The 16,913-nt window shown below is 72.2% G+C and carries 16 protein-coding genes; 9 read left to right on the forward strand and 7 right to left on the reverse strand.

Annotated elements, in window-relative coordinates; genetic code table 11:
* Positions 1–9: 9 nt before the first annotated feature.
* The 4 genes from AB0F40_RS02720 to AB0F40_RS02735 form a co-directional block, all read right to left on the reverse strand.
* Entirely contained in the window at positions 10–195 is a 186-nt protein-coding gene (locus tag AB0F40_RS02720; protein WP_357463784.1) for a hypothetical protein, read from the reverse strand.
* 126 nt (positions 196–321) lie between these two features.
* Positions 322–1,569 carry a DUF6596 domain-containing protein gene (locus AB0F40_RS02725; protein WP_357463787.1) on the reverse strand — a complete coding sequence of 416 codons (1,248 nt, stop codon included), beginning with the start codon at positions 1,567–1,569 and terminating at the stop codon, positions 322–324.
* Positions 1,557–1,928, reverse strand: coding sequence for a YciI family protein (locus tag AB0F40_RS02730; protein WP_357463790.1), 372 nt, complete (start codon positions 1,926–1,928; stop codon positions 1,557–1,559). The genes AB0F40_RS02725 and AB0F40_RS02730 overlap by 13 nt, the downstream gene beginning before the upstream one ends.
* A gap of 171 nt (positions 1,929–2,099) precedes the next feature.
* Entirely contained in the window at positions 2,100–2,804 is a 705-nt protein-coding gene (locus tag AB0F40_RS02735; protein ID WP_357463793.1) for a hypothetical protein, read from the reverse strand.
* Positions 2,805–3,101: 297 nt separating this feature from the next.
* Here AB0F40_RS02735 and AB0F40_RS02740 point away from each other — a divergent pair, with 297 nt between their 5' ends.
* From AB0F40_RS02740 to AB0F40_RS02770, 7 genes are all read left to right on the forward strand, one after another.
* On the forward strand, positions 3,102–3,356 hold the full coding sequence (locus tag AB0F40_RS02740) for a hypothetical protein (protein WP_357463796.1): 255 nt from the start codon (positions 3,102–3,104) through the stop codon (positions 3,354–3,356).
* Positions 3,357–3,421: 65 nt separating this feature from the next.
* Positions 3,422–6,451, forward strand: a complete 3,030-nt coding sequence (locus tag AB0F40_RS02745) for an AAA family ATPase (protein ID WP_357463799.1) — start codon at positions 3,422–3,424, stop codon at positions 6,449–6,451.
* A 129-nt stretch (positions 6,452–6,580) separates the two neighbouring features.
* The gene (locus AB0F40_RS02750) at positions 6,581–8,776 is read left to right on the forward strand and encodes a SpoIIE family protein phosphatase (protein WP_357463802.1); all 2,196 of its coding nucleotides are present in this window, start codon (positions 6,581–6,583) and stop codon (positions 8,774–8,776) included.
* A gap of 101 nt (positions 8,777–8,877) precedes the next feature.
* On the forward strand, positions 8,878–9,903 hold the full coding sequence (locus AB0F40_RS02755; RefSeq protein WP_357463806.1) for a sigma-70 family RNA polymerase sigma factor: 1,026 nt from the start codon (positions 8,878–8,880) through the stop codon (positions 9,901–9,903).
* A gap of 24 nt (positions 9,904–9,927) precedes the next feature.
* A complete protein-coding gene (locus AB0F40_RS02760) occupies positions 9,928–10,389 on the forward strand; it encodes a universal stress protein (RefSeq protein WP_357463809.1) in 462 nt (153 codons plus the stop codon).
* Positions 10,390–10,439: 50 nt separating this feature from the next.
* Entirely contained in the window at positions 10,440–10,913 is a 474-nt protein-coding gene (locus AB0F40_RS02765; protein WP_357463812.1) for a CrcB family protein, read from the forward strand.
* Positions 10,913–11,314 carry a CrcB family protein gene (locus AB0F40_RS02770; RefSeq protein ID WP_357463815.1) on the forward strand — a complete coding sequence of 134 codons (402 nt, stop codon included), beginning with the start codon at positions 10,913–10,915 and terminating at the stop codon, positions 11,312–11,314. The genes AB0F40_RS02765 and AB0F40_RS02770 overlap by 1 nt, the downstream gene beginning before the upstream one ends.
* Before the next feature lie 56 nt (positions 11,315–11,370).
* On the opposite strand, the gene AB0F40_RS02775 is transcribed toward AB0F40_RS02770, so the two are convergent.
* Positions 11,371–11,769 (reverse strand): hypothetical protein, encoded by a 399-nt coding sequence (locus AB0F40_RS02775; protein ID WP_357463818.1) that lies wholly within the window; start codon positions 11,767–11,769, stop codon positions 11,371–11,373.
* A gap of 211 nt (positions 11,770–11,980) precedes the next feature.
* Between AB0F40_RS02775 and AB0F40_RS02780 the strand changes: the two genes are divergently transcribed.
* A complete protein-coding gene (locus AB0F40_RS02780) occupies positions 11,981–12,211 on the forward strand; it encodes a hypothetical protein (RefSeq protein WP_357463821.1) in 231 nt (76 codons plus the stop codon).
* Between the two features lies 1 nt (position 12,212).
* Entirely contained in the window at positions 12,213–13,154 is a 942-nt protein-coding gene (locus tag AB0F40_RS02785) for a 5'-3' exonuclease (protein WP_357463824.1), read from the forward strand.
* Between the two features lie 76 nt (positions 13,155–13,230).
* Here the strand turns inward: AB0F40_RS02785 and AB0F40_RS02790 are convergent, their stop codons facing one another.
* Together AB0F40_RS02790 and AB0F40_RS02795 are read right to left on the reverse strand one after the other, a co-directional pair.
* Positions 13,231–14,013 (reverse strand): CbiX/SirB N-terminal domain-containing protein, encoded by a 783-nt coding sequence (locus AB0F40_RS02790; protein ID WP_357463826.1) that lies wholly within the window; start codon positions 14,011–14,013, stop codon positions 13,231–13,233.
* A gap of 199 nt (positions 14,014–14,212) precedes the next feature.
* Positions 14,213–16,900 (reverse strand): phosphoenolpyruvate carboxylase, encoded by a 2,688-nt coding sequence (locus tag AB0F40_RS02795; RefSeq protein WP_357463829.1) that lies wholly within the window; start codon positions 16,898–16,900, stop codon positions 14,213–14,215.
* Between the last annotated feature and the right edge of the window lie 13 nt (positions 16,901–16,913).

The following is a 16,913-nucleotide window of genomic DNA, read 5'->3' on the forward strand; positions in this document are numbered from 1 at the left end:
CCGTCGACGTCACGCGTCCGGGTACCGCCACCGGTCACGGGGGCGCGTGGCGAGCTTGAGGTACGAGATCGTCGGTGCAGTGCGAGCGGTGGCCCGCATCCTGTGCTCGCGGCGGTTGAGCAGCTCCATGCGCCGCAGGTCGCGCTCGATCTCGGCGACGTTGTTGCCGGTGAGCGCTGCTGTGCTGGTCGTCATGGTCGATCCCCGTTCCCTGGCCCCTCGAGCGGACGCCCTCAGTGACCAGGACGTACCAGGAGCTCGTTTCATCGGTAGGGAGCGACGACGTCGCGATTTGTGACCGCGGCGACAAAATTCACCCGGTCACGGCGGCCCGATCGCGGCGGCCCGGTTCCCCAGAAACGTTCGCAGGGCCGGGTCGGTGGTGAGCGAGCGCGCCTTGGCATAGGCGGCGTGGGCGGCATCGACGCTGCCCGCCTCGGCCAGGAGATGCGCCCGGGTGGCCCACAACGGCTGGAACCTGCCCGACGCCGCGTCCGACGCCGCGATCTCGTCCAGCTCGGCGAGTCCCGCCTCCGGGCCGTCGACCCGGCCGAGCACCGCCGCGAGCGCCACCCTTCCTCCGAGGGTCGGGGCGACGCGGAGCAACGCCCGGTGCAGCGTGAGCAGCGCAGGCCAGTCGGTGCGCCCGGTGCGGGCCCTGGCGCAGTGCACGGACTGGACGGCGGCCTCGAGCCGGAACCGGCCTGGCAGGTCGGGGGGCGCGGCGGCCCCGGCGAGCGCACGCCGGAGCAACGCCTCGCCGCGCTCGATCAGTGCGGCGTCCCAGCGGGTGACGTCCTGCTCGTCGAGCGGCACGAAGGCGCCGTCGGTCCCGCGTGCGTCCGCCCGCGCCACGGAGAAGCAGAGGAGCGCGGCGAGGCCGAGCACCTCCGGCTCGGGCAGCAGGTGCGCCAGCAGCAGGGCAAGGGTGAGCGCGTCGCCGGTGAGGGAGCCCCGGACCTCTGGTGCCGCCCCGCGCCAGTCGATCGCGTACGCGCCGTACACCGCCTCCAGCACGGGTGGCAGGCGATCGGGCATCTCGTCGCGGCCGGGGATGCGCGCGTCACGGATGCGGCGCTTGGCCCGGACCAGGCGCTGCGCCATCGTGGGCGCGGGCACGGCGAACGCGGCTGCGATGTCGCGCGCCTCGACACCGAGCACGGTCTGCAGCATGAGCGGGGTGCGGATACCTGCCTCGACCGCCGGGTGGGCACAGACGAACAGGAGCTCCAGCCGGTGGTCCCCGATGGCGTCGGGTCCGGGCTCCTCGGGTGCCGCCACCGGCTCTGGCGCGGCATCGGCAGGCGTCGTGGTGCGCAGCGCGGCTGAGCGGTACAGGTCACGCAGCCGGTTCCGGGCCACGGTGAGCAGCCAGCCGTCCGGATTGTTCGGCACGCCGTCGTCGGGCCAGTGACGCAGGGCGCGCTCGAAGGCCTCGGCAAGGGCGTCCTCGGCGCGCTGGATGTCACCGTCACGTGCCGCGAGCAGCGCCAGCAGGCGGCCGTACGACGTGCGGGCTGCCGCGTCCGCGGCAGCCCGAACGTCGTCGTGCTCGATCAGCGCGTCCACGACCCGTTCGCGAAGTGGGTGGCCGACGGGCGCACCTCCACGGTGCCCCACTGGACCGACGGCGCCTTCTGCGCCCAGGCGAGCGCGGCGTCGAGGTCTGGCACGTCCACGACGAACGTGCCGCCCAGCTGCTCCTTCGTCTCCGCGAAGGGGCCGTCCTGGATCCGCAGCTCGCCGTCGCGCACGGCGACGGTGGTCGTGGACGACGACGGCTGCAGCACCTCCGCCGAGATGAGCACCCCCGCCTGGTCGAGTGCCGTGGCGTAGGCGTCGAAGGCGCGTTCGCCCTCCGCCCAGCCGTCCGCGCCGAGGTCGTCCGGCGTCATCTCCGGGTAGTGCAGCAAGATTGTGTAGCGCATGGTTCAGTCCTCCGGTCGGTGTCTGTCTGACACCGTGGTGACGATCTCGCGGCCACCCGATCGACAGGACCGCAGAACCCTTCGGACACGACTCGGGTCGGGGCGACCCCCTGGTACGCCCCGACCCGGTCCCTCTGGTCGGCCGAGCAGGCCTCTGGTCGGCCGGGCAGGTCAGGTGGTCGGCGCCGCCTTCACCACCGGGCCCCACGCCAGCGGGTCGAGAGAACGGGAGCCGTCGTCCGCGCTCCCTGTCCAGAGGCGCGCGTCGTCGATGGTGGCGGCGAGGAGGTTCCGCAGCCGGGCGTCCACGTCGGGGATGAAGGCCTCCGAGATGCCCTGCACCGCGGTGGAGACCACGCTCGGCGCGGCGTCGCGCACGAACCGCTTGGGTCGCACGCTGGTGCCTGCGCAGAACCGCTCGGCCCAGGCCGCCGTCTTCGGCACGGCCGCGAGCGCGTCCTTGCTCTCCGGTGCGAGGGTGCCTGACGGACGGTCCTCCAGGACGTCGAGCATGCGCTCCGACCCGAGGATCGCCACGGCGAGCGTCTGCTGACGGTCGGCGGGTGACACGGGCAGCGCCGTCTGCGCTGCGCGCAGCGCGATGCGCACGTCCCAGCGCGGATCGGTGCTGGTCAGCCCGATGACCGACGGGATGAGTGGCGCGAGCTGGGGACGCGCGTGGTCTGCCGTGAGGTCGTTCACCGCGCGGGCCAGCATCGCGATCAGCGGGTGCGTACAGGCGGGGTGATCACTCCACTTCTCGCCCGCGAGGAAGGATGCGAGCTCCATGAAGCACGCACCCTTCTTGGGATTGCGGTGCTTCCCACGGCCCAGCATGGGCAAGATGTCGTACGTTCCAGCTTCGGTTCCGGTCACGATTCCACCCCCGAATTGGGTCCGCTACTTGTTCCAGTGTGCGTCCGGTGTGACGTAGATCGCAATAGCGAGGCTGTGAACTGCCTGGATCTCGTCCTCCGTGACGCCGGCCGAGCGCCCGAGCGGGGGCACCTCAGACCAGGTCGGGGCACCTCAGAGGTACCTCAGACGTCGTTCTGAGGCACTCGGTCCGCCAGGACTGCCCGATCGACCGATCCGGTGCCACCGGCCTCAGGACGAGTGTCTTCCTCATCAGCCGGACGGGCACACGGCCCGCCGGGGACATCCGGAGGAATCATGTCGATGTGGGGACCCGCCGCCGAGGCGGAGATCGAGTACCGGCAGGCGGAGGTCAGGAAGGCCTGGGGCGGCCGGCGGGCCGGCGGCGCGGACCGGCACCTCCGGTCGAGGCGCCGCTCGGAGTGGCGGTCGGCACGCAGGACGGAGCGCACCGAGCGCCAGGCGCGGACCGACCGCGCCGAGCAGATCAGGGCGGGCGTCGCCGGTATGCGCCCGGTGGCCACCACCACCCGTCGCGGCCTGTTCGCGTGATCGAGACGGGCGCCGAGGCGGACGAGACCGGGGGGACTGTCGGTGGCCGGTGGCACGATGGGCAGGTGCGACGGTCTACGACGATTCCCCTGGTCTCCCGGCAGGAGCAGGTCGCCTCTCTCCTGCTGGCAGTGGGGCGCGCCTCTGCGGGCCGGCCCGGTCTGGTGCTCGTGGGCGGCGACGCCGGGGTGGGCAAGACCCGTCTGCTCAGCCACGTCGCCCAGGCGGCGGAGCGGGCGGGCGCGAGCTCCGTCGTCGTGCACTGTGTGGACCTGGGGCAGGTCGGCATCCCGTACCTCCCGTTCACGGACGCGCTGACTCAGCTGCAGACCGGGGCCGCGGGGCCCGAGGCCGCCGCCCGGGTGGCGGAGCTCGTGGCGGAGCGGCCCGCGCTGTGGCGGCTCCTGGAGCCCGGCGGGAGCGGCGACGCCGACCACGACGAGCGGCTCCAGCTCTTCGAGGGCATCGCACGCAGCCTCGCGGTGGCCGGCGTGCCCGAGCGGCCGTTGGTGCTGGTGGTCGAGGACGCCCACTGGGCCGACGCCTCGACGCGCGACGTGCTGCGTTTCCTCGCGGCTCGCGCCAGGTCGGAGCACGTCCTGATCGTGGTCTCCTACCGGTCGGACGACGTCGACCGACGCCACCCGCTGCGCCCGCTGCTCGCCGAGCTGTCCCGGTTGGAGCACGTCGAGCGGATAGACCTGCGGCCGTTCGACGAGAGCGAGCTGCGCGAGTTCACGACTGCCCTGGCCGGCCGGCCGCTGGGCGCCGCGGGCTTCGCCGAGGTGCTGGAGCGGTCCGAGGGCAACGCATTCTTCGCGGAGGAGCTCCTGGACGCCGGGCCGGACTCGGCCAGCCTGCCCTGGACGCTCACCGAGGTGCTCCGCACGCGGCTCGAACGGCTGGACCCCGACGTGCAGCAGGTGCTGCGCATCGCGTCGGTCGCCGGACGCCGCGTGCGGGAGGAGCTGCTGCGGGCGGCCACCGCCCGGTGGGGCGCACTGGACGTCGACGTCGCGCTGCGCGAGGCGGTCACCCAACAGGTCCTCGTGGTGTCGGGAGTGCACCTGGAGTTCCGCCACGCGCTACTGGCGGAGGCCCTGTACGCCGACCTGCTGCCGGGCGAACGTTCGGCGGTGCATCGCGCCTACCTCGCGGTGATCGAGCAGGACGGGCCCGACGGCATGCCGATCGGCAGCGCGGCCGAGCGCGCGCACCACGCCTTCGAGGGGCACGACCTGCCCGCCGCGCTCAGCGCGTCGCGGGACGCCGCCCTGCGGGCGCGTCGGCTGCTCGCACCCGAGGAGGAGCTGAGGCACTGGGAGCAGGTGCTGGCGCTGTGGGAGTCCGTCCCGGACGCCGAGGAACGGATCGGCAGCGACCGGGTCGCCGTCGCGCTCTTCGCCGGGGAGGCGGCCGCGCGGGCGGGCGACCCGATGCGAGCGGTCAAGCTGACCCGGCGTGCGGCCGACAGCGTCGACGATCCCGTGCGGCGGGCCGGCCTGCAGCACGTGCTCGTGCACCGGTACCTCGACCTGCCGACGTGGGACGAGGAGCCAGGGCAGGTCGAGGCGGCGATCGCGGACCTGCGAGCCGCCCTCCAGGTGCTTCCGCAGCGCAGCCCCGAACGGATCTGGACGAACGCCCTGCTGGCCCGCGTCTCGATGATCATCGACCGGGACGACGACGCGCGCGAGCACGCCGAGTGCGCCATCGAGGAGGCACGGGCAGTCGGGCAGCCCGGCGCCCTCGCCGCCGCCCTGTCCACGCTCGCCGTCCTGGACGTCGCCGACCCGGACCGCGCCGCCGCCCTCTTCGACGAGGCGCGCGCGGCCGCCATCGAGGCCGGCGACGCGCTCACCGAGATGCGCACGCTCTACAGCGCCACCGCCAACCGCTTCTACGCCGGTGAGCTCGAACCCGCCGAGCAGCGGGTGCGACACGCCCTCGACCGGGCCGAGGAGCTCGGCCTGACCTGGAGCACGCCCACCGTCAACCTGCGGATCCTGGAGGAGGTCATGCTCTACTTCCGCGGCGACCTCACGGCACGTGCCGCGGACGGTGTGCCCGCCACGTCCAAGCACATCCTGGACGCGAGCCGGATGTACGCGGCGGTAGCCCGGGGCGACGACGACGCGATCACCCGCGGTGAGGCCCTCCTCGACCACTGGCAGAGCGACGGCCAGATCGCCCTGCTCGGCGGTGGCTGCCTGGTCGACGCCCTGACCTGGGCGGGCCGGTACGACGACGCGGCGGCCCTGGCAGTACGGATCACCGACCACCTCGGCGAGGTGTGGACGGAGGTGTTCCTCGGCCGGATCTGGTTGTCCGCGCTGGCGATCGCCGCCCTGGCCGACGCGGCGGAGGCCGACCGGACGGCCGGGCGCGCCGGTGTGCCCGGTTCCCCCGCCGCCACGGCCGTCGAGACCCGCGCGACCGCTCGCCTCGACCGCGGCGACTCGCTCCTCGCCATCGCCAGGGAGACCGCCCAGCGTGGCCGCCCACGCGGCGGCGTGCTCGGGCCGGAGGGACGGGCCTGGCTCCAGCGCGCGACCGCGGAGAACGCCCGTCTGCACGCCGTGGCCGGGCGCGTCCCTGGGTCAGCGGGCGCCGCCGCCGACGAAGCGGTGCCGGGCGAGCTGTGGCGAGCAGCAGCAGCCACCTGGCAGGACACGGTGAACGCCTTCGACTTCGGCTACCGCTACGAGGTGGCGCGCTCGCGGTATCGCTGGGCCGAGGCCCTGCTCGGTGCCGGCGAGCGCGAGGCTGCTGAGGTCGAGGCGTCCGAGGCCCTCTCGGAGGCACAGGACATGGGCGCACGTCCCCTGGCCGACGCCGTCCGCGCGCTGGCCAGGCGGGCGCGGCTCGACCTGCCGGGCGTACGCCGCGCCACCGCGTCGACCCTGACCGACCGGGAGGAGGAGGTGCTCGGCCTGGTCGCGCAGGGCCTGTCGAACCGGCAGATCGGCGAGCGCCTGTTCATCTCCACCAAGACGGTGAGCGTCCACGTGTCCAACCTGCTGGCCAAGCTGGGGGCCTCGGGGCGCGCGGAGGCGGTGAGCCTCGCGCACCAGCGCGGCTTGCTCGAGGTGTGACGTGGCCGAGAGGCTGGCGTGGCCGAGGGGGTGGCGTGACCGCGAGGCCGCAGATTACCCGCCCAGCGCAAAAGGGACACATCCGGTACATCTGTCGCGCACACGCACTTCTCTCGCAATACTGATGAGATGCCGACGGACCTCCAGGCGCTGCGGGACCTCGAGCACGTCGGTCTCGGAGCACCCACTGCCGACGAGGCCTTTGACCGATTTGCCCGCCTGGTTCGGCGGCATCTGAAGGTGCCGGCAGCGGTCGTGTACTTCGTGGTCCCCGAGGGGCAGGTCCTCGCGGGCGCTTCGGGCATGCCCGAGCCCCTGCAGTCGAAGCGGCTGCTGCAGTACCCCGGCACCCTCACGAACATGATCGCCACGCGGGCGGAACCGGTCGTGTCGTCGGACGCCCGCCTGGACCCCACGCTGCGCGAGACCTACCTGGTCCGCGAGATGGGCCTGGTCGCGCTCGCCGGCTACCCCGTCTTCGACCTGCGTGGCCGTGCCGTCGGCGCACTCTGCGCGGTGGTCGGCGAGCCACGCGTGTGGTCGGAGGACGACCTGGCCTCCCTGGCCGACCTCGCCGCGGCGTGCACCGCCGAGCTGCGCCTGCGCGCCGAGCGGGAGCGGGCACGCCGGATCCAGCAGACGGCGGTCCGGGCCAACCGCCGCAGCAGGTTTCTGCTCTCCCTGAGCGAGGCGTTCGCGAACGCGAACACCATGGACCAGGTCGAGGCGGTCATCGCAGAGGTGGGCACCGCCGGGATCGGCGCGCGCTACTGCGCGTTCGCCGTGGCCGACGCCGACGGGCGGGGCATCACCTACCGGTCGCTGGTCCACGCAGAGCCCCAGTTCCCGCAGCGGATGCGGCAGGCCAAGCTGGACGACCACCGGCCGCTCTCGGAGGCGGCCCGTACCGGGCGGCCCCTGCTCTTCCGGTCGAGCGACGAGCTGTTCGCGATGTACCCGGGGATGCGGGACCTCTGCGACCCGGGAGTCGGCGCCCGGGCGTTCCTTCCGGTGGTCACCGCCGGTGTCGTCGTCGCCGTCATCATGCTGGCGTGGGAACGTGAGCGCGGGCCGGACAAGGACTCGTACGCGCTCCAGACCGGCCTCGCGCACTACACGGGTCACGCGCTCGAACGGGCCCGGCTCCTGGAGGAACGGCGCGAGTCGGCCAAGACGCTGCAGCGAGCGATGCTCAGCCGCCTGCCCGAGGTGGCGCACCTCGACATGGCGGCCACGTACTCGCCCGCGACGCGCTCCGACCAGATCGGCGGTGACTGGTACGACGCGGTGGCGGTGGACGACGACGCGACCATGTTCATGATCGGCGACGTGACCGGTCACGACATGCGCGCCGCCGCGAAGATGGGCCAGCTCAGGTCCTTGCTGCGGGCGTTCGCGTGGAGCCACGACGAGTCGCCGTCGGCCCTGTTGTCGCTGCTCGACAAGGCCAACTCGGGCCTGGGGCTGCTCGCCAGCGGGACCGCCGTGGTGGCCCGGCTGGAGCGGGTCGCGGGGGCCTATCAGCTCACGTGGTCCACCGCAGGCCACCCGCCGCCCCTCGTGCTCCGGGCGGACGGGTCGGTGGAGCGCCTCTCGGTGCTGCCGGACATGATGCTGGGCGTCCGGCCGACGGCGAAACGCACCGACCACCTCACGACGCTGTATCCCGGCGACACGCTCCTGCTCTACACCGACGGGCTCGCCGAGCAGCGCGGGACCACGCCCGACCAGTGGTTGAACCGGCTGGAGAAGACGCTCGGCGTGCTGGTCGACACGGCCACGGCAGCGCTGCCCGTCACCCTCGTGCGCCGCCTCGCGTCCGGTGAGCAGCGGGACGACGTCGCGGTGCTCGCCGTTCGGGTGCGCGCCGCCTCCCCGTCCGGACCGCCCTCGCCGGGCCGTCCCGCCACGGCGGAACGCAAGCTCGCCCCGTCGCTGTGCGACGTCGGCCCCGCCCGCATCTGGGTCGACGACGTACTGGAGAGCTGCGGGGTGCCGATGCCGCTGCGCCGCACGGTCATGCTGCTGACGTCGGAGGCGCTGACCAACGCCGTCGACCACGGGCAGGCGCCGTTCACCGCCACCGTCGAGGTGGACATGGAGCGCCTGCGCGTGGGGGTGCGGGACTCGTCCACCGCGCAGCCCGAGCTGCGCGACCCGACGGTCACCGATTTCGGCGGACGGGGCGTGCAGTTCCTCGAGCGGCTCGCGTCCCGCTGGGGCGTGGACCGGCACGGCGAGCCCGCCACGGCACAGCCGCGCCCCGGCCAGCGAGGGAGCCGCCGGACCGGCAAGACCGTCTGGTTCGAGCTCGACCTGAGCTGAACCGGACCATCGGGGGAGCCGGGGGTGAACTTCCGCCGATGGCTTCGGCCAGGGTCGAATCCCCTTCGAGCGTGTCAGTGGTGCCGCGTAACGTGTGATCCATGGCACAGACAGCGTCACACCCTAGGCAGAGCACCGGTGAGGGCCTGGCCGCGGACGAGCTCTCCGCGCAGCTCGAGGTCTACCGCCGCGAGCTCACCGGATACTGCTACCGCCTGCTGGGCGGCGCGTTCGACGCCGACGACGCGGTGCAGGAGACCCTCCTGCGCGCGTGGCGGTCGTACGAGCGGTTCGAGGGCCGTTCCTCACTGCGCACCTGGCTGTACCGGATCGCCACCAACGTATGCTTCGACCAGCTGGGCTCCAGCCGCGCCAAGCGCGAGCGGCCCATGGGCCTCGGTGCTGCGGTCGACCCGGTCGAGGAGAGCCTCGCGACGGTGCTGCCCGAGTACGCGTGGGTTGAACCGGTAGCGACCGAGCACGTACTGCCGGGCGCCGGGGACCCCGCAGACACGGCAGTGGCGCGAGAGTCCGTGCGGCTCGCGTTCGTCGCGGCGCTGCAGCACCTGCCGGCCAAGCAGCGTGCGGTGCTCATCCTGCGCGAGGTGCTGCGCTGGCCTGCGACGGAGGTGGCTACGCTGCTCGACACCTCGGTGGCCTCCGTGAACAGCGCCCTGCAACGGGCGCGGGCCACGCTCGCCGACAAGGCACCCGACCGCTCGGGTGCCTCGGAGTCGCCGGCCGTACCACCGTCGGCGGACGAGTCCGAGCTGCTGGAGCGGTACGTGGCGGCGTTCGAGCGGTACGACATGAAGGCGCTGGCCAACCTCCTGCGCGAGGACGCGGTCATGAACATGCCGCCGTACGCCATGTGGCTGGAGGGCATCGAGAACATCCAGGCGTGGCTGACCGGACCCGGCCACGGGTGCGAGGGCTCACGCTGCATGCCCATCCACGTCAACGGCACGCCGGGCTTCGCTCAGTACCGGCCGGACCCAAAGGGCGGCCACTTCGCGTGGGGGATCGTGGTGCTGGAGAACGACGGTACGCACGTCACCGGCATCACCACCTTCATCGACACGGAGAAATGGTTTCCCCGATTCGGCCTGCCGAGTCACCTCGACTAGGCGTTTGCCCATACCCTCACAAGGGTGACTGTGCGATCCGTGGTGGTCGGCGTGGACCACAAGCACCCGGACCTGGCTCGGCGGGCAGCGTCGCTCGTCCAGGCCCTGGGTGGAAGCCTGATCGAGCTCGTATGTGTGTGGGTCGACGAGACAGCCGTCTCGGACTCACGAGGGTTCACCGTGTCGGTGGACCCGGACATTGCGGTGTCCTCTGACGCGTACGGGGCCGACGTCCTGGCGGGGCTGAACAGGGCGATGGCCGACGTCGGCCTGCCCTGGTGCGCCCTGCGCGGTGCGGGTGACCCTGCCGCCGAGCTGGTGCGCGTGGCCGACGAGGTGGGAGCGGCGATGATCGTCGTGGGCTCGCGACGGCCTGGTCTCCGCAGCTGGGCGACGAACGTCGTGGGGGGAACCGTCGCGGGGCGGCTCATCCATAGCCAGCCCCGCCCCGTCGTGGTGCTGCCAGAGCCGGCGACGGCGTCGTGAGCGATAGGTTCGTCCAAGACCTGGCGAGCACCAGCGAGGGGACACATCGCGTGACGCGAGCACCGCACCGCGACTGGCGGTACATCGGACTCGTCGCGCTCGGCGGAGCCGCCGGCTCGGTCGCCCGGTACTTTCTGAGCTTCTGGGCGGGTGCGCTCCTGACGCCGCTGACCCTGCTGTTCCCCGCCGCGGCCGAAACGGTGCTCTGGTTTCCGATCGGGACGTTCGTGGTCAACGTGGTCGGCGCGCTCGCCCTGGGATACCTCCTGGAGGCCCTCGCCCGCCGTGGTCGCGAGACCGCGCGGCGACGCAAGATCCGGATCGGGATCGGCACCGGCGTGCTGGGCGGGTTCACCACCTACTCGGCCCTGGCGCTGGAGACCCAGACCCTGCTCGTCCAGGGACTCGGCTGGCTCGCCCTGCTCTACGTGGTGCTCACCCTCGCGGGCGGCACCGCGGCATGCCTCGGCGGCATCGCGATCGCTACCCGCGCCGACCGACGACGAGAGCGCAGGTCACGCTGATGCTCGAGCTGCTGGTGGTCGCCGCCGGAGGTGGCTTGGGCGCCGCCGCCCGCTTCATGGTCGACGGTGAGGTCCGAGCCCGCCACAACAGCGGGTTCCCGTGGGGAACGTTCGTGGTGAACGTGGCGGGCTCGTTCCTCATCGGCGTGTTCTCGGCGCTGTTCTTCGCCCTCGTCCCGTGGAACGACACCGCCCAGCTCCTGCGGATCGCCCTCATCACGGGCCTGTGCGGCGGGTTCACCACGTTTTCCACAACCACTGTGGAATCGGTGCGCCTGGCCCGGTCCGGCCGGATGCGCCTCGCGCTGGCGAACTCCTTGGGCACGCTGGCGGTTACCGTCACGGCCGCGGCGCTGGGTGCGGCTCTGGTCGTGCTGGTGGTGGGTGGGCTGTTCGCCTGACCGAGCCCGAGGCGCCACCTCCGGACGCGGTCATCGGAGCGTCCTGGGCGGGTCCTTCACACCGGCAGCTCGCCGGAGTTGAAGACGCCGAGGAAGAGCTCCGCCAGCGAGGTCCACTCCTTGAGCGGCCGATCACCGACGAAGCGCGCCGCCTCCTCGGGGGTGCGGTTCACCAGGGCGATGTCGACGACGAAACGGCCGTCGCCCTCGCGCCAGACGACCGCCGCGTTCGTCCGCCTGCTGGACTTGCTGATGCCTGACCAGAGCTCGTTCTCCGGCTTCTGCACGCGCTCGATCAACGGGTAGTCGCTCTTGTGCTCCCAGCTCGACCACGCGTGGCTCAACGCACGCTCGAGGTCCGCCTTCGAGGACGTGACTCGCGTCTCGCCGATCGCGGCCATGCCAAGGCCGAGGCCCTCGATCACCTCGGTCACCTGCTGTTCTTTGCTTGCCATGTTCGGACACTAGAGCACACCCGTCCGGAACAGGCCTTCGGAGGGCATTTATCCCGGATTCGCCCCACAAAATGCCCAACAGCTTCGGCACTCCGGGCTCCCGTGTGTCGGTGGCGCGTGGCAGGCTTCGCCCCATGAGCCTGCTGCTCCTCGACACCGCCTCGCTGTACTTCCGCGCGAGGACGCATCTGTGCTGATCAAGATTAGGCGTGTGGGCAAGAAGCGCGTCCTGCCCTTCTTCAGCATTCGGACGTCGTACGAGGTCGTGATCAAGGACGGCGACCGCATCGTCTACAGCGGATTCACCACGACGCCGTCCGCCATCCTCGTGTCGAAGGGCAAGGTTCATACGACCGATTCGTACGACTGGATCGCGGCCGCTGAACATGCGTTCGCGCCCACTGGCGACACTTGGGTCACTGACCCGTTCGGAGGACGTTGATATGCCGGAGAAGAAGCTTCTTCTACTCGACACCGCCTCGCTGTACTTCCGCGCGTTCTTCGGCGTTCCCGACTCGCTCCGGGCGCCCAGCGGCATGCCCGTGAACGCCGTCCGCGGCCTGCTGGACACCATCGCCTGGCTGGCCACGACCCACGGTCCCGACCGCATGGTCGCGTGCTGGGACGACGACTGGCGTCCCACCTTCCGGGTCGAGGCGATCCCGAGCTACAAGGCGCACCGCGTCGCACAGGAGGTGCCGGGCACCACCGGCATCGAGGAGGTGCCCGAGGCACTGCTCGCCCAGGTCCCGATCATCGTGGACCTGCTCGCGGCGCTCGGTATCGCGCGAGTCGGGGTGCCCGGGTACGAGGCCGACGACGTCATCGGCACCCTGACCGCCCGCGCCGTCGAGCAGGGGACCGGGCCGGTGGACATCGTCACCGGCGACCGGGACCTGTTCCAGCTGGTGGACGACGCCGCAGGGGTGCGGGTGCTGTACCCCGCGCGTGGCATCCGTGACCCCGACGTGGTGAACCAGGAGCGGCTCGCCGAGAAGTACGGCGTCACGTCGGGGCAGGCCTACGCCGACATGGCCACGCTCAGGGGCGACCCGAGCGACGGCCTGCCGGGCGTGCCGGGAGTCGGCGAGAAGACCGCCGCCAAGCTGCTCGCCCAGTACGGCACCCTGGCCGGGATCCTCGCGGCGCGCGATGCCGGGGACAAGGGCCTGACGACCACGCAGCGTCGCCGCCTCCAGGAGGCCGACTCCTATCTGCGCGTCGCGCCGGTCGTGGTGCAGGTGGCGCGGGACGTACCGCTGCCTACGTTCGATCCGGCAGTGCCCACGGCACCCGCCGACCCCGAGGCGCTGGAAACGCTGACCGAGCAGTGGGGCCTGAAGTCCAGCGTGGGACGGGTACGCACCGCGTTCGGCTGGGCCTGAGCACCCCGGCCGGGTCAGACGCTCAGGTCGCTCGGATGGGCCTGAACGTCAGGTCAGGTGGGTCAGGTCAGGTGGGTCAGGTTCTGATGGCCGCGTCGTAGCGGTCCAGCACCACCTGGATCAGGCGCGGGTCTGCCTTGTCGGCTCGGGCGGGACCCGCTACCGGGTCGGTCACGACGTCGGCGCCCGCCTCCAGCACCCGGTCCAGGAAGTACCCCGGCGCCAGCAGGTAGGCCACGACGATCACACGCGCCGCAGGCGTCCCGGCGGCTGCTCGCGCCGCGGCCACAGCGGCAGGCACGCGCGGCTCCGCGCCCGCCCCGTACGACGGCGTCACGGGTCGTCCCAGACGCTGCGCCAGCGCGCTCGTGACCTCCTCGACCGCCGTCGCGGCAGCTGCCACCGAGGATCCGGCGGCGGCGAGCACCACGACGTCGTCTGACCGGAACGGGCCGTGTGCCGCCTCAGCGGCGGCGTACCGGTCGGCGAGGATGTCGACGAGCAGCGGATGCGGCCCGAGCGGCTCGGCGGCGACCGCCGTGCGCCCGTCGGAAGCAGCGCCGGCGGACCGGTCGGAGCCAGCGCCCTCGGACGCGTTGACGGCGGCGACGGCCTGCGCGATGTCGTGGCGAACGTGGTATCCGGTCGAGAGCAGCAGCGGCACGACCACAGCGCTGCCCACGTCCCGGACCGCGCCCGCCAGCACGTCGCCGACCTCGGGCTGCTGGACGTCCACGAACGCCTCGCGCACGTCGAGCTCGGGCCGGGCCACGCGGACGCCGTCGAGCAGGGCGCGTACGGCAGCCCGCCCGGCAGGATCGTCGGTCCCATGGGACGTGCCGACCAGTACCGCGCTCATCGTGTCTCCCTCGTTCGGTCGATCTGAGATCGGAGCCTCGACCCGAGATCAGTCAGTTTGATCTCAGATCGGTCAGTTGACCTGAGATCGGTCGGTTAACCGACCGATCTCAGGTCAAGCGACCGAATTGGCACGCGACGGCGGAGCAACCGACCGAACTCGCCGACCGCCGCTCCAGCCGCTCCGCGCCGACCCCACCTCACCCCGTGTTCTGCAGACCCGCCGAGACCCCGTTCACCGTGAGCAGCAGCAGGTGCTGCAGCCGGCCGGCGTAGTCGCCGTCGACCGCGGAGCCGCCGTCGGACCCGGTGCGCAGGCCGCGCAGCGCGCGGACCTGGAGCAGCGACAGGGCGTCCACATACGGCGACCGCAGCTGGACGGCCCGTCCGAGCACACGCTTGGAGGCCAGCGGCCACTCGTTGCCGCTGATCTTCAGCACCCACTCGCGGGTCAGTCGGAGCTCCTCCAGGACCATCTGCCCCAGGTCGTCCCGGTCGCCCAGCGCGAGGTACTGCGCGGCGATCCGCTCGTCGGTCTTGGCGAGCGACATCTCGACGTTGTCGAGCAGCGTCTCGAACAGAGGCCACTCGTTGCGCGCCGCCCGCAGCAGCTCCACGTCGCCGCATGCGGCGAGCGCCGTGCCAAGGCCGAACCAGCCGGCCAGGTTGATACGGGCCTGCGACCAGGAGAAGACCCAGGGGATCGCACGCAGGTCGTCGAGCGAGTTGACCGAGAGCCCCCGCTTGGCGGGACGCGACCCGATCGGCAGCAGCCCCACCTCCTCCAGGGGCGTGACCTGCGCGAACCACTGCGGGAACCCGTCAGCCTTCACCAGCTCGTGGAACCTGGCGCGAGACGTCGCGTCGAGGTCGGCGGCGAGCGGGGCGAACTTCGTGGTCGCCTCCTCGTTGACGGTCTCGACCGACGGCGCGGAGGCCAGCAGCGTCGCCGCGGCGACCTGCTCGATGTGCCGGGACGCGATGACGGGGTCGCCGTACCGCGCGAGGATGACCTCGCCCTGCTCGGTCAGCTTGAACCGGCCGTCCACCGAGTGCGGCGGCTGGGCCAGCACCGCGCGGTTCGCGGGGCCGCCGCCGCGGCCCAGCGCACCGCCACGGCCGTGGAACAGGGTGAGCTTCAGGTCGTTGTTGCGCGCCCACTCGGCGATGCGCGACTGGGCGTCGTGCAGTGCGAGCGTCGCCGCCACGGGCCCGACGTCCTTGGACGAGTCCGAGTAGCCGAGCATCACCTCGACCCGCCGGCCGTTCTCGGCGAGCCGCTTCTGCACGACGGGGAGCTCCAGCATCGAGTCCAGGATCGGCACCGAGTTCTGCAGGTCGGCGAAGGTCTCGAACAGCGGGACAGCGTCGATCACGGGCCCGGCCTCCGGGTCGTCCGCGAAGGCGTGCGCAGCCAGCTCGTAGACGGCGGCGAGGTGCTCGGGCTCCTGCGTGAAGGACACGATGTACCGGCGCGCGGCACGCTCGCCGAACCGGCGCTGGATGGCACCGAGCGCGCGGTAGGTGTCGAGCACCTCGCGGGTCTTGTCGCTGAGTGCACCGTTGACACCGAGCTCACGGATCTCGGCGAGCGCCGCGGCGTGCACCTGCGAGTGCTGCCGCACCTCGAGCTCCGCCAGGTGGAACCCGAAGGTCTGCACCTGCCAGACCAGGCGCTGCAGGTCTCCGTACGCGGCGCGGGCGGCGCCCGCCGCCACGAGCGAGTTCTGGACCACCAGCAGGTCCGCCTCGAACTGCTCCGCGTTCGCGTACGCGAGGTCGGCGTCGCGGGATCGGGTGGCGGCGATCCGCTCGGCGAGCGCGAGCATGACGGCGCGGTGCGGCTCGTTCGGCGATGCGGCCTCGGCTCGCCGGGCGACGTCGTCGGACATCTGCCGGATCCGCTGCCACAGCGCATTGAGGTCCGACGACGGCGTGGTGCCGTCGGCGTCGAGCGTCAGCTTGCGGCCGGTCTCGATCGCCAGGCGCTCCAGGGCCGCCAGCGCGTGGTCCGCCGCCAGGGTCGCCGCTTGGCGGGTGACCTCCGCGGTGACGTTCGGGTTGCCGTCGCGGTCACCGCCGATCCAGGTGCCGAGCTTCACGAACGGCTTGGCGACGGGGGTGGCGCGGCCGGCGTCGTCGGCAAGGAGCCAGTCGTCGAGGCGGCGGTACACGTCGCCGAAGACGTCTACGAGGACGGCGTCGAACACGCCCATGACCGTCTTGACCTCGTCGATCACCGAGGGCTTGCTGGTGCGTACCGGTGCGGTGCGCCACATGGTGTCGATCTCGGCGAGGATGCGCCGCTCGTTCTCGGCGAGGGTCACCCCGCCGGGGCGGCGGGTGTCCCGCTCGGCCAGGAGGTCCGAGAGACGGCGGATCGTGCCGCTGATCGCCCGGCGGCGGGCTTCGGTCGGGTGGGCCGTCAGCACGGGCCGGAACTCCAGCTCACCGAGCCTGCGCAGCGCCTCGTCCCGTCCCACCTCCTCGGTGAGCTGGGCGAACGCCGCGGGGATCGTGTCCTCGAGGACGGCCGGACCGGTGGTCGTCGCCGCCTCTCGGGAACGCAGCACGCGGACGCGGTGGTATTCCTCGGCGAGGTTCGCGAGGTGGAAGTAGCAGGTGAAGGCGCGGGCGACCTGCTCGGCGCGCTCGACCGAGAAGGAGGACACCAGGTCCGCCGCCTCGTCGAGCGCGTGTGGCGACGGGTCGCCGTAGGCGCGGATGGTCAGCTCGCGGAGACGTTCGACGTCGTCCAGCAGATCCTGGCCCCCGTCCTCGCGGAGGATCCTGCCGAGTAGTCCGCCGAGGAGGCGCACATCCTCGCGCAGCGGGTCGGGTACCTCGTGCCGGGCGTTGCCGCGAACGGTCTGAGTTGATTCACTCACGGGCCAGAGCCTA

The sequence above is a fragment of the Promicromonospora sp. NPDC023987 genome (genome assembly GCF_040639055.1).
GTDB lineage: Bacteria > Actinomycetota > Actinomycetes > Actinomycetales > Cellulomonadaceae > Promicromonospora.

What these genes read in the sequence shown, in the direction of transcription:
- AB0F40_RS02720 (WP_357463784.1), bottom strand. Translation starts at nt 195, where the DNA reads ATGACGACCAGCACAGCAGCGCTCACCGGCAACAACGTCGCCGAGATC.
- AB0F40_RS02730 (WP_357463790.1), bottom strand. Translation starts at nt 1,928, where the DNA reads ATGCGCTACACAATCTTGCTGCACTACCCGGAGATGACGCCGGACGAC.
- AB0F40_RS02740 (WP_357463796.1), top strand. Translation starts at nt 3,102, where the DNA reads ATGTCGATGTGGGGACCCGCCGCCGAGGCGGAGATCGAGTACCGGCAG.
- AB0F40_RS02750 (WP_357463802.1), top strand. Translation starts at nt 6,581, where the DNA reads ATGCCGACGGACCTCCAGGCGCTGCGGGACCTCGAGCACGTCGGTCTC.
- AB0F40_RS02755 (WP_357463806.1), top strand. Translation starts at nt 8,878, where the DNA reads ATGGCACAGACAGCGTCACACCCTAGGCAGAGCACCGGTGAGGGCCTG.
- AB0F40_RS02770 (WP_357463815.1), top strand. Translation starts at nt 10,913, where the DNA reads ATGCTCGAGCTGCTGGTGGTCGCCGCCGGAGGTGGCTTGGGCGCCGCC.
- AB0F40_RS02775 (WP_357463818.1), bottom strand. Translation starts at nt 11,769, where the DNA reads ATGGCAAGCAAAGAACAGCAGGTGACCGAGGTGATCGAGGGCCTCGGC.
- AB0F40_RS02785 (WP_357463824.1), top strand. Translation starts at nt 12,213, where the DNA reads ATGCCGGAGAAGAAGCTTCTTCTACTCGACACCGCCTCGCTGTACTTC.
- AB0F40_RS02790 (WP_357463826.1), bottom strand. Translation starts at nt 14,013, where the DNA reads ATGAGCGCGGTACTGGTCGGCACGTCCCATGGGACCGACGATCCTGCC.